At 72.6% G+C, this 12,678-nt stretch carries 8 protein-coding genes; 5 read left to right on the forward strand and 3 right to left on the reverse strand.

The genetic code is table 11. The annotated features are described in order from the left end of the window. Window positions 1–161 precede the first annotated feature (161 nt). The 3 genes from arc to FHU30_RS39375 all read right to left on the reverse strand — a co-directional run bounded on the left by arc (window position 162) and on the right by FHU30_RS39375 (window position 4,371). The gene (gene arc / locus FHU30_RS39365; protein WP_253882802.1) at window positions 162–1,925 is read right to left on the reverse strand and encodes a proteasome ATPase; all 1,764 of its coding nucleotides are present in this window, start codon (window positions 1,923–1,925) and stop codon (window positions 162–164) included. A gap of 277 nt (window positions 1,926–2,202) precedes the next feature. Further along, on the reverse strand, window positions 2,203–3,198 hold the full coding sequence (locus FHU30_RS39370) for a tRNA (adenine-N1)-methyltransferase (protein WP_253882803.1): 996 nt from the start codon (window positions 3,196–3,198) through the stop codon (window positions 2,203–2,205). A 90-nt stretch (window positions 3,199–3,288) separates the two neighbouring features. Beyond that, window positions 3,289–4,371 (reverse strand): site-2 protease family protein, encoded by a 1,083-nt coding sequence (locus tag FHU30_RS39375; protein ID WP_253882805.1) that lies wholly within the window; start codon window positions 4,369–4,371, stop codon window positions 3,289–3,291. Window positions 4,372–5,165: 794 nt separating this feature from the next. On the opposite strand from FHU30_RS39375, the gene FHU30_RS39380 reads away from it, so the two are divergent. From FHU30_RS39380 to FHU30_RS39400, 5 genes are all read left to right on the forward strand, one after another. Next, window positions 5,166–6,155, forward strand: a complete 990-nt coding sequence (locus tag FHU30_RS39380; RefSeq protein ID WP_301324286.1) for a RecB family exonuclease — start codon at window positions 5,166–5,168, stop codon at window positions 6,153–6,155. Between the two features lie 546 nt (window positions 6,156–6,701). Beyond that, the gene (locus tag FHU30_RS39385; protein WP_253882806.1) at window positions 6,702–7,880 is read left to right on the forward strand and encodes a sensor histidine kinase; all 1,179 of its coding nucleotides are present in this window, start codon (window positions 6,702–6,704) and stop codon (window positions 7,878–7,880) included. A 157-nt stretch (window positions 7,881–8,037) separates the two neighbouring features. Next, window positions 8,038–8,718, forward strand: a complete 681-nt coding sequence (locus FHU30_RS39390; protein WP_253882808.1) for a response regulator — start codon at window positions 8,038–8,040, stop codon at window positions 8,716–8,718. A 522-nt stretch (window positions 8,719–9,240) separates the two neighbouring features. After that, complete coding sequence (locus FHU30_RS39395) at window positions 9,241–10,035, forward strand: ABC transporter ATP-binding protein (RefSeq protein WP_253882809.1); 795 nt, start codon at window positions 9,241–9,243, stop codon at window positions 10,033–10,035. Between the two features lie 11 nt (window positions 10,036–10,046). Beyond that, entirely contained in the window at window positions 10,047–12,539 is a 2,493-nt protein-coding gene (locus tag FHU30_RS39400) for an ABC transporter permease (protein ID WP_253882811.1), read from the forward strand. The last annotated feature ends 139 nt before the right edge of the window (window positions 12,540–12,678 follow it).

The following is a 12,678-nucleotide window of genomic DNA, read 5'->3' on the forward strand; positions in this document are numbered from 1 at the left end:
AGCCATGGGGCCGGGGTCCGGTGTTGCGGTGGGGTGGGTTTCGGTCCGTCCCGGCTGGGGTCGGTGGGGGCGGGTTTGGCTGGTGGTCCCGGGTGTGGACGCGCCGACGGCGCGGCCCTGGTGGGGCCGCGCCGTCGGTGTGTCGTGCCGGACCGGTCGTGTCAGAGGTACTGGCCGGTGTTGGCGACGGTGTCGATGGAGCGTCCGGCTTCCGCGCCCTGCTTTCCGGAGACGAGGGTGCGGATGTAGACGATCCGTTCGCCCTTCTTTCCGGAGATGCGGGCCCAGTCGTCGGGGTTGGTGGTGTTGGGCAGGTCCTCGTTCTCGCTGAACTCGTCGACGCAGGCGGCGAGGAGGTGGGCGACGCGGAGGCCTTTCTGGCCGGTGTCGAGGAACTGCTTGATGGCCATCTTCTTGGCCCGGTCCACGATGTTCTGGATCATGGCGCCGGAGTTGAAGTCCTTGAAGTAGAGGACTTCCTTGTCGCCGTTGGCGTAGGTGACTTCGAGGAAGCGGTTCTCCTCGCTCTCGGTGTACATCCGCTCGACGACGCGCTGGATCATGGCCTCGACGGTGGCGTCGGGGCTGTCGCCGTGTTCGGCGCGGTCGTCGGGGTGGAGGGGCAGGCCCGGGAGGATGTACTTGGAGAAGATGTCCTTGGCGGCCTCGGCGTCGGGCCGCTCGATCTTGATCTTGACGTCGAGGCGGCCGGGGCGCAGGATCGCGGGGTCGATCATGTCCTCGCGGTTGGAGGCGCCGATGACGATGACGTTCTCCAGGCCCTCGACGCCGTCGATCTCGCTGAGGAGCTGGGGGACGATGGTGTTCTCGACGTCGGAGGACACGCCGGATCCGCGGGTGCGGAAGATGGAGTCCATCTCGTCGAAGAAGACGATGACGGGGGTTCCGGCGGAGGCCTTCTCGCGGGCTCGTTGGAAGACGAGCCGGATGTGGCGCTCGGTTTCGCCGACGTATTTGTTGAGGAGCTCGGGTCCCTTGATGTTGAGGAAGAAGCTCTTGCCTTCCTGGCCGGTCTTCTCGGCGACCTGTTTGGCCAGGGAGTTGGCGACGGCCTTGGCGATGAGGGTCTTCCCGCAGCCGGGGGGGCCGTAGAGCAGGACTCCCTTGGGGGGGCGGAGGTGGTGTTCGCGGAAGAGGTCGGCGTGCAGGTAGGGCAGTTCCACGGCGTCGCGGATCTGCTCGATCTGGGGGCCGAGTCCGCCGATCTCCTCGTAGGAGATGTCGGGTACCTCTTCGAGGACGAGTTCTTCGACCTCTGCCTTGTGGATTTTCTCGTAGGCGTATCCGCTGCGGGATTCGAGCATGAGCGAGTCGCCCGGTCGCAGTGGGACGCCGCGGAGGGGTTCGGCGAGTTTGATGACGCGTTCCTCGTCGGCGTGCGCGATGACGAGGGCGCGTTCTCCGTCGTCGAAGAGTTCCTTGAGCATGACGACTTCGCCCTGCTCTTCGAATTCGAGGGCCTCGACGACGTTGAGGGCCTCGTTGAGCATCACTTCCTGGCCGCGTTGGAGTTCGTCGGTCTCCACGGCGGGGCTGACGTTGACGCGGAGTTTGCGCCCGCCGGTGAAGATGTCGACGGTTCCGTCGTCGCGGGCTTCGAGGAAGACGCCGAATCCGGATGGTGGTTGTGCGAGCCGGTCGACCTCCTCCTTGAGCGCCACGATCTGTTCGCGGGCTTCCTTGAGGGTCGCCACGAGCCTTTCGTTCTGGCCTGTCACGGCGGCCAGGTTCGCCTGTGCCTCGTGGAGACGTTCTTCCAGTACCCGTACCTGCCGCGGGGATTCCGCGAGCTTTCGGCGCAGCACGGAGATCTCCTCCTCCAGGAAGGACACCTGCGTTTGGAGGTCTCGAACCTCCTTTTCGTGCTGCGCCCTGCGCGCCCCAGCATCGTCACGAGCGGCCACGCCCCGTCACCTCCTCACGAAGAGCCGACGACCTACTGAGACCCTACCTATCTGGAGGGCTTCCGTAACCTGCCCATTCGGTGTTCGTGTCGTGTCGGGGTCTTCGGGGCGCGCGGGCGGGGCGGCGGGGCGGGGTGGTGGGCGGCGCGGGTGGTGGGGTGGGGGCGCGGAAAGTGCTGGTGGGGGTGTTCGCCGGGTTCGGCGGGTGGGGTGCGGGGTGCGGGTGGGCGGGGGGTGGCGGGGGCGCCGGGTGGGGTTGCGGTGACCTGATTGTGATCTAGGACTCGGCGTGGCCGGGCGCGTCGGCGGGGTCGTCCGCGGGGGTGTCGCCGGGGCCGGTGGGGGCGGTGGCGGTGCTGGTGGGGTCGGGTTGGGCGCCCTTGGCGGGGCGGCGGCGGCGCAGCGGCGGGGTGACGCCGTCGGCGAGGCGGCGGGCGGTGACGAGGAAGCCGGTGTGGCCGACCATGCGGTGGTCGGGGCGGACGGCGAGGCCCTCGACGTGCCAGGAGCGGAGCATGGTCTCGAAGGCGTAGGGCTCGGCGAAGGCGCCGTGGCCGCGCAGTTCCTCGACGATCCGGGACATCTGGGTGGTGGTGGCGATGTAGGCGCAGACGAGGCCGCCGGGGATGAGGGCCTTGGCGACGGCGTCGACGGTCTCCCAGGGGGCGAGCATGTCGAGGACGACGCGGTCGACCTCGGTCTCGGTGAGGGAGTCCTCGAGGGAGCCGACGGTGAGCTTCCAGGAGGGGTGGGGGCCGCCGAAGAACTTCTCGACGTTGGCGCGGGCGATGTCGGCGAAGTCGGGGCGGCGCTCGTAGGAGGAGAGGGTGCCGTGCTCGCCGACGGCGCGGAGGAGGAAGCAGCTGAGGGCGCCGGATCCGGCGCCGGCCTCGATGACGCGGGCGCCGGGGAAGATGTCGGCCTGGGCGACGATCTGCGCGGCGTCCTTGGGGTAGACGACGGCGGCGCCGCGGGGCATGCGGACGGCGAAGTCGGACAGCAGGGGCCGGAAGGCGAGGTATTCGGTGCCGCCGCTGGAGCGGAAGACGGTGCCTTCGTGGCTGCCGATGATGGTGTCGTGCTCGATGCTGCCCTTGTGGGAGTGGTACTGCTTGCCGGGCTGCAGGGTGATGGTGTTGATGCGGCCCTTGGGGTCGGTGAGCTGAACCTGGTCGCCGGGGCGGAAGGGGCCGTGCGGGATCCGGCCGGTCGCCGGGGCCTGCGCGGGGGTGGTGCTGGTGTCGCCGGCGGTCGGCGGCGTGGGTTCGCTCATGGGGGTCAAGGTTATCGGGCGTCCGGGACCGCTCGGCGCGTCCGGCGGGCGGCCCGGGGGCTCCGGCGGGGCCCGGGGCTCGGCGGGCGGTCAGATTCCGGCGAAGGCGCGGTCGACGTCGGAGACGGCGAGGACGCCGAAGACGCCGCCGTCGCGTTCGAGCAGCAGGTACTCGGTGGCCGGGGCGCGGCGCAGGGCGTTGATGAGGGCCTCGCCGGCCAGGTCGGCGGACAGGGCGAGGTCGGGTTCCAGGCCGCGGGACAGGTCGCCGACGGTGACCCAGGGGCGGCGCTGCTCGGGGGTGGCGGTGACGGCCTTCTCGCTGACCAGGCCGAGGGGGCGCCCGTGGTGGTCGGTGACGATCAGCGCGCCGGCCTGGGCCTCGTGGGCGCGGCGGACGGCCTCGGCGAGGGGCGTGTCGGCGGTGACGAGGGTGGCGCGGCGGGCGAGGCGGCGCGCCGACAGCAGCGGGATGCGGTCGCGGACGCGTTCGGCGCGCAGGGCGTGGGTGGCGCCGATCCAGATGGTGGAGGCGACCATCGCCGACCAGAGCAGCGCGAGCCAGCCGACGCCGCGTCCGGGCAGGGACGCGAGCCAGACGCCGGTGAGGAGGCAGGCGATCGCGACGCCGCGGCCGATCCAGGCGGCGGCGACGGCGCCGCTGCGGGCGTGCCCGGTGATCTTCCAGACGGCGGCGCGGACGAGGCGCCCGCCGTCCAGGGGCAGGCCGGGCAGCAGGTTGAACGCGCCGACCAGCAGGTTGGCGATGGTGAGCGCGTCGACGAGCAGGCTCGCGACGGGCGGCATCGGCAGCAGGTAATGGGCGGCGATGCCGGCGGCGGCGAGGACGAAGTTGACCAGCGGTCCGGCGAAGGCGATGAGGAACTCGCGTCCGGGTGTGGGGGCCTCGCGCTCGATGGAGGTCTCGCCGCCGAGGATGTTCAGCGTCACCGACCGGACGGGCAGGCCGAGGCCGCGGGCGGTGACGGCGTGGCTGAGCTCGTGGACGAACACCGACCCGTACAGCAGCAGGGCGTAGGTGAAGGCGACCAGGTAGCTGGCGGGCCGTCCGATGGCGTCGCTGACCTGCCCTTCGAACAGGACGGTGACCAGCAGCGCGATCGGGAACCAGCTGGGCGAGACGAACACCGGCACGCCGAACGGCCGTCCCATGGGAATCCCGGGCGGCCGCGCTCCCCCGCCGCCCCCACCGGACGGCGCCCCCGAGGCCCCGCTCCCCCCGGACGCCCCGCGCGCCCCCGAGGCCCCGGCCCCACCTGTCCCATCCGAGGCCGCGGCACCAGAGCCTGAGCCGACCACCGGCGCCCCAGTCCCGCCCCCAGGGCCTACGCCAGCAGCGCTCCTCGCCGGAGCCGCAGGGGCTACGTCAGCAGGAACATCCGCCTGGGCCGCAGGGACGGCGTCAGCAGAGTCATCCGCCTGGGCCGCTGGGGCGGCGTCAGCAGGGCCGCCCGAAGGGGCCGCGTCGCGAGGGCTGCCTGCTGAGGACGCCGGGTTGGCGTCGGCAGGGCTGCTCGCCTGGGCTGCGGGGGCGGCGTCAGCAGGGCTCCCTGCCGGAGCCGCTGGGGCTGCGTCGGCTGGGGTGTCAGAGGTGGTGGGCGGTGCGGGTTCGCTGGGCGGGCCTGCAGGGGTGGCTGCGGGCGTGGCGGGGGTGGCCGCCGGGCTTGGGGGCTCGGGCGGCGTGTTCGGGAGGCTGGTGCTGGACGGCGGGGTGGACGGCGGTTCCGTGGGGGTCGGCTGGGCGGGCGCCGCGGGCGGGCCGGCGGGCTCGCCGCCGGGGGTTCCGGACGGTCCGGAGCCGGTCGGGCCGCTGTCGCCGTCGGTCACGGGTGCGCTGTCAGTCACGTTGTCGATGCTACGGCCCCGGGGGGCGGGTTCCGCTCCTCGGGCGGTGCGTGGCCCGGCGGTGCGGGATTTCGTCGGCGGGGTCGCCTACCCTGCTGGGCATGACGACGACCGGGACCGGCAGTGGCACGGCCAGCGCGGCGGGCGCGGCGAGCGTTCCGGAGGCGGCGGAGGCGCCGGCGTCCGAGGCGTCCGGGACTCCGACCGCGGCCGGGACGGCGGGGGCGGTCGATCCGGAGGTGACGGGGTCGCTGTCGCCGTCGCGGGCGGGTGACTTCATGACCTGCCCGCTGCTGTACCGGTTCCGGGTGATCGACCGGATTCCGGAGAAGCCGAGTCCGGCGGCGGTGCGGGGCACGCTGGTGCACGCGGTGCTGGAGCGGCTGTACGACCTGCCGACCGGCGGACGGACCCCGGCGGCGGCGCTGCAGCTGCTCGGGCCGGAGTGGGAGCGGCTGTGCGCGGAGGAGCCGGAGCTGGCCGGGCTGTTCGAGGCGGACGCGGCGGGCGACGCCGAGCGGGAGGGCTGGCTGGCCGAGGCGCGGCGGATGGTGGAGTCGTACTTCTCGCTGGAGGATCCGCGGCGGCTGGAGCCCGCTGAGCGGGAGCTGTTCGTGGAGACGGTCCTGGAGTCGGGGCTGCGGCTGCGCGGCTACATCGACCGGGTGGACGTCGCGCCGACGGGTGAGGTCCGGATCGTCGACTACAAGACCGGTACGGCGCCGCGGGCGGATTTCGAGGCGCGGGCGCTGTTCCAGATGAAGTTCTACGCGCTGGTGATGTGGCGGCTCCGGGGTGAGGTGCCGCGGCTGCTGCAGCTGATGTACCTGGGGAACGGCGAGGTGCTGCGGTACTCGCCGGACGAGGCGGATCTGCGGGCGACGCAGCGGAAGGTGGAGGCGCTGTGGCTGGCGATCCGGCGGGCGACCGAGTCGGGTGAGTGGCGTCCGCGTCCGTCCCGGTTGTGCGACTGGTGCGATCACAAGCAGCGCTGCCCGGAGTTCGGCGGGACGCCGCCGCCCCTGCCGACCGTCCCGGTGAAGCGGGACCGGATCGTCTCGGAGCCTGCGCCCGGCCACGACGACCTCTGACCCCCCGCGCGGCCCCTGGGCACCTCGGGGAGAGCCCGGCAGCGAGGAGGCTGCGGCCTGACCCCCGCGCGGCCCCTGGGCACCTCAGCCAGTGACCCTTGCGCAACCCGGACGTCTGATCCCCGTGACCCCACGCCGCCCGGGGCGTCTGGTCCCGGGCCCCCCACGCCGTCCTAGGGCGTCTGATCCCGTGACACTCACGCCGTCCTAGGGCGTCTGATCCCGGGGAGGCCCGGAGCCTGACGCCCGCACGCGGCACCGGGGCGTCTGATCTCCAGGAGGCCGAGGTCCAGGCGTCCGCCCCCCCGGAGGCCTGGTGCCTGGGCCGCGGATGGTACCGGCGAGTCCTCGGGCGGCACCGGTGGGCTGATCCACGGCGGCTGATCCCCGGCGGCGCCGGGGGGCTGGTGGGGGGTTGCCTGGAGGGGACCTCCTTCTTGGGGAGGAGTGCGGATCGCCGCGCAGGAGGGCAAGAGACCTGGTGCGACCTCCTAGGGTGAAGACGTGTCACCCCGCATCCGTGGTCTTCGCACTTTCCGTGCATGGTTGGCGGCGCGGCCGCAGGCGGCCGACGCCGTGCTGGCGCTCGCGCTGCTGGCGGTGGGGCTGCCGGAGCTGTTCCTTTCGCACCGGTCGGCGGAGGAGGTGCGGTACTTCGCCGAGCCGGACGCGCGGCAGGCGGTGGTCGTGTCGGTGATCACGCTGGCGCTGGCGTGGCGGCGGCTGTTCCCGCTGGTGACGCTCGCGGTGGTGCTGGTCGGGGAGTGCATGCTGGCGGCGTGGGTGTACCCGCCGTCCATCCCGGACGTGGTGGCGGTGATGCTGGCGATCTACAGCGTGGCGGCGCACCGGGCGCTGGCGCACAGCGTGCTGGGCGGGGTCGCGGCGCTGGTGGTGTTCAACGCGCTGCTGTGGTCGTTCCCGGTCGATCCGGGGCTGATGACGTTCCTGACCAACAACACGCTGGTGGTCGGGGTGTGGGTGCTGGGGCGGAACCTGCGGATGCGGCGGGCGTACTTCGCCGAGCTGGAGGACCGGGCGGCGCGGCTGGAGCGGGCGCGGGGGTCGGACGCGCGGGCGGCGCGGATCGAGGAGCGGTCGCGGATCGCGCGGGAGCTGCACGACGTGGTGGCGCACCATGTGAGCGTGATGACGGTGCAGGCGGGCGCGGCGCGGCGGATCATCGACCGGGACCCGGGGGGCGCGCGGGAGGCGATGTCGACGATCGAGGAGGTCGGGCGGACGGCGCTGAGCGAGATGCGGCGGATCGTGGGGGTGCTGCGGACCGACCGGGACGAGCAGGCGGCGCGGGGGGAGCTGGCGCCGCAGCCGGGGCTGGGTGATCTCGGTGAGCTGCTGGACCACGTGCGGGAGACGGGGCTGTCGGTGCAGCTGTGGATCGAGGGTGAGGCGCGGACGCCGTCGCCGGGGGTGGACGTGGCGGCGTTCCGGCTGATCCAGGAGGCGCTGACGAACACGCTGAAGCATGCGGGTCCGCAGGCGCGGGCGTGGGTGCGGCTGCGCTACACCGGTGAGGACCTGACGGTGGAGATCGAGGACGACGGGCGCGGGACGGCGACGATCGTGGCGGACAACGGCGACAAGCCGGGGCACGGGCTGGTCGGGATGTACGAGCGGGTGGCTTTGTACGGCGGGGAGCTGCGGATCGGGCCGCGGGTCGGCGGGGGTTTCGGCGTGCGGGCGCGTTTCCCGCTGTCGGCGTGAGAGGGGCGGGCCCGCCGCAGGGTGTGATCTTGGTCGTGCGGGGTGGTGCGGGGCCGGTGGCGGTGCCGTGCCGGGGGCCGGGGCGGCGTAGGGTGACCGGTGGATCGTGGAGTGCGGGTAGGGCGTGGAGCGCGTGGACGGACGGGACGGTGGCGGCGTGAGCACGGTACGGGTGCTGCTGGTGGACGACCAGCCGCTGCTGCGGACGGGGTTCCGGCTCATTCTGGAGGCCGAGCCCGACCTGGCGGTGGTGGGTGAGGCGGGCGACGGCGCGGCGGCGGTGGAGCTGACGCGGTCGCTGCTGCCGGACGTGGTGCTGATGGACATCCGGATGCCGGGTGTGGACGGGATCGAGGCGACGCGGCGGATCATCCGGGACGGTGCGGCGTCGCACGACCCGAAGGTGCTGATCCTGACGACGTTCGACCTGGACGAGTACGTGATCGAGGCGGTGCGGGCGGGCGCGTCGGGGTTCCTGCTGAAGGACTCGCCGCCGGAGGACCTGGTGCAGGCGATCCGGATCGTGGCGGCGGGCGACGCGATCGTGGCGCCGAGCGTGACGCGGCGGCTGCTGGACCGGTTCGCGACGCGGCTGCCGGCGGTGCGGGACTCCGCTCCCCCGCCGGGGCTGGACACCCTCACCGAGCGGGAGCGGGAGGTGCTGTCGCACGTGGCGCGGGGGCAGTCGAACGCGGAGATCGCCGCCGACCTGGTGGTGAGCGAGACGACGGTGAAGACGCACGTGGGGAACGTGCTGGCGAAGCTGGGCCTGCGGGACCGGGTGCAGGCGGTCGTGTACGCGTACGAGACCGGGATGAGCCGCCCCGGCCAGCAGTGACCCCGGAGCGCGCCAGGCGCGGCCGTCGCGCCAGGCGCGGCCGTCGCGCCGACCCGTATCCGGCCGCCGGTGCCCGATGCGCCTCCCGGATGACCGGTACGCCTACCGAGTGACAAGCGCTCTCCGGGTGGCCGGTAGGCGGTCCCGGTAACCGGCGTGGCTCTCCGGTAATCCGCGGCGGGTCGTACCGGGGTATCCCCCGAGGGGCCTCCGTACCGGACGAGCAGGGCGTCCGTTTCGTCCTGCTGCGGCGTCCCTGATCGGTTTCCCTGGGGGACGGCTCCGGGGGGTCTACTCCCAGCGGACGATGGCGGCGCGGCGTCTCCTGCCCTGGGTGGAGTCGAAAGTCCGTTCCCTCGGGTCATGCCCCGCGGCGCTCGAACTCCTACTGTTTCGTGTGGACCGGATCACATTGATCCGATCCGCCCGTCCCGGGTCCGGCGGTGTCCGGCGGCGCGACGGCGTCCGGCATTCGACAGCGTTCAACTGCGTTCGACAGCGTTCGACCAAGAGGGAGCTCACGTGACTGATTCCGCCCGCTCGACGACCGACGCGGCGCCCGCGCCCGGGGCGGGGGACTTCGCCGCGCGCTCGCAGCGGATCTCCAAGGTGTACGGGTCCGGCGACGCCCGCGTGATCGCGCTGGACGGGGTGACGGTCGGGATCCCGCGCGGCCGGTTCACCGCGGTGATGGGCCCGTCGGGGTCGGGCAAGTCGACGCTGATGCACTGCATGGCGGGGCTGGACTCGGTGACCGACGGCGAGGTGTTCATCGGCGACACGAACCTGACCCGGCTGAAGGACAAGGCGCTGACGCGGCTGCGCCGCGACAAGATCGGGTTCATCTTCCAGGCGTTCAACCTGGTGCCGACGCTGACGGCGCTGGAGAACATCACGCTGCCGATGGACATCGCGGGGCGGCGTCCCGATCCGGAGTGGCTGGACCGGGTGGTCGACACGGTGGGGCTGCGGCCGCGGCTGAAGCACCGGCCGAGCGAGCTGTCGGGCGGGCAGCAGCAGCGGGTGGCGTGCGCGCGGGCGCTGGCGTCCCGCCCGGAGATCATCTTCGCGGACGAGCCGACCGGGAACCTGGACTCGCGGTCGGGCGCGGAGGTGCTGGAGTTCCTGCGCTCGTCGGTGCGGGAGATGGGGCAGACGATCGTGATGGTCACCCACGACCCGTCCGCGGCGGCGTACGCCGACCAGGTGCTGTTCCTGACCGACGGGCAGATCGTCGACACGATGGCGCAGCCGACCGCCGAGCGGGTGCTGGAGCGGATGAAGGGCTTCGAGCTGCCGGGGGTCTCGGCGCGATGAGTGCGGTTCCGATGGCGCGGGTGACCCTGCGCAACCTCGCGGCGCACAAGATCAGGCTGGTCCTGACGGCCGTCGCGGTGATCCTGGGTGTGGCGTTCGTGGCGGGGACGCTGGTGTTCACCGACACGATGAACAAGCGGTTCGACGACCTGTTCAACCGGATCGGGACGAACGTCGCGGTCGACGTCCGGTCGGTGAAGGTGGTCGACTCGGGGAACGACGGGGAGGCGCGTCCGCCGGTGCCGCAGGCGGTGCTGGCGAAGCTCCGGACGGTCGATGGCGTGAAGGACCCGGTCGGCACGGTCGACGGGTACGCGGCGCTGGTCGGCCGGAACGGGAAGGTCGTCGGGTCGGCGCAGAACGGCCCGCCGCAGCTCGGCACGAACTGGACCGGCGACGGGATCGCGCGGCTGGCGACGGGGCGCGCGCCCCAGGCGGCGGGCGAGGTCGTGATCGACAAGGCGTCGGCGAAGAAGGCCGGGTACAACCTCGGCGACGCGGTGACGGTGCTGGTGAAGTCCGGTCCGCAGCACGCGACGCTGGTCGGCACCGCCGACATCGGCGACATGATGGGCGCGACGCTGGTGGCGTTCGACACGACCACCGCGCAGAAGCTGCTGCTGAAGCCCGGCTACTACAGCGAGATCCGGATGGGCTCGACCGGCGCGGACGAGGCGACGCTGCGGGACCGGGTCGCCAAGGTGCTGCCGTCCGGGACCGAGGCGGTCACCGGCGCCAAGCTGCGCGATGAGAACAAGTCGCAGGTCGCGTCGTTCATGAGCTTCTTCCGGACGTTCCTGCTGGTGTTCGCGCTGATCTCGATCTTCGTCGGGGCGTTCATCATCTTCAACACCTTCTCGATGCTGGTCGCGCAGCGCACCCGCGAGCTGGCGCTGCTGCGCGCGATCGGCGCGGCGCGCTCGCAGGTGACGCGGGCGGTGATCGGCGAGGCTGTCGCGGTCGGGTTCGTCGGGTCGACGCTGGGGCTGCTCGCCGGGGTCGGGCTGGCGGAGCTGCTGCAGTCCACGACCGGGTCGGGCGGGTCGCTGACGTTCACCGTGACGCCGGTGATCTGGTCGTACACCGTCGGGATCGTGGTGACGGTCGTGTCGGCGTACTTCCCGGCGCGGCGCGCGGCGAAGGTCCCGCCGGTCGCGGCGATGCGCGACGACGTGGCGCTGCCGCAGCGGTCGATGCGGATCCGGCTGGCGCTGGGGTCGCTGCTGACGCTGGCGGGCGCGGCGCTGATGGGCCTCGGCCTGTTCGGGCACGTGTCGAACCCGGCGGTGCCGGTCGGCGCGGGCGCGTTCGCGGTGTTCCTCGGCGTGGCGCTGCTCGCCCCGGTGATCAGCAAGCCGGCGGTGCGGGTGCTGGGCTGGCCGTTCGCGCGGCTGCTGCGCACCCCGGGCCGGCTCGCGCGGCAGAACGCGCTGCGCAACCCGCGCCGCACCGCGGCGACCGCGTCCGCGCTGATGATCGGCCTGGCGCTGATCACGGCGGTGAACGTGCTCGGGTCGTCGATGCGGTCGTCGGTGGAGTCGCAGGTCGACAAGCAGTTCGGCGCGGACTACGTGATCGAGCCGAACGGCGCGGGCGGCCTGTCGCCCGAGCTGGTCGCGAAGGTGAAGAAGACCGACGGCGTGACCGCGGCGGGCGCGGTGTACTCGGGCAGCGCGAAGGTCTCCGGGAAGCGCGTGTCGTACTCGGCCGGTGACACCGCCGAGCTGCTGTCGGGGACGCGCGCGAAGTTCGTGTCGGGGTCGCAGACGCTCCCCCGGGACGGGATGTTCGTCGACGAGGACACCGCCAAGCACAACTCCTGGACGGTCGGATCGTCGGTACCGCTGCTCTTCCCCGACGGGAAGACCGAGACGCTGAAGATCGCCGGTATCTACGCCAAGAACCAGTTCCTCGGCGGCCGGGTCATCAACGAGGGCGCCTACCTCGCGCACACCGCCGACCCGTCGGTCGAGGTGATCATCGTGAACGCGAAGAAGGCGGGCGCGGAGACCAAGCACGCGCTGGAGCAGACGCTGTCGGCCCGTCCGGACGTGAAGGTGCAGGACCAGGCGACGCTGAAGGCCGACGCGCGCAAGCAGATCGACGGGTTCGTGTCGTTCCTGACGATCCTGCTGGTGATGTCGGTGATCATCGCCGCCGTCGGAGTGATCAACACGCTGGCGCTGTCGGTGATCGAGCGGACCCGGGAGATCGGGCTGCTCCGCGCGATCGGGATCAGCCGCCGGCAGCTGCGCCGCATGATCCGCGCCGAGTCGGTCGTGATCGCGGTGTTCGGCGCCGTCCTCGGCATCGGCATCGGCGTCGCGTTCGGCGCCGCGCTGCAGCACGCGCTGCGCAAGCAGGGCCTGAACGTCCTGTCGGTGCCGGTCGGGACGCTCATCACCTACCTGGTGGTCGCGGCGGTGATCGGCGTCCTGGCGGCGCTGTGGCCCGCCTGGCGCGCCGGACGCATGGACGTCCTCAAGGCCATCTCCACCGAGTGACAAACCCGCACCCCCACACCGCGGCCCCGAGCACCCGCCCGGGGCCGCGGCTTTTCCCATGCCCAGGGCCCTCGGCCGAAGGACGCGCCCGGGCCTCCGCATGGCTGCGCCCCCGATGCCCCACGCAACGGCGCCACCC

Source organism: Actinomadura rupiterrae (assembly GCF_024172125.1).
GTDB lineage: Bacteria > Actinomycetota > Actinomycetes > Streptosporangiales > Streptosporangiaceae > Spirillospora > Spirillospora rupiterrae.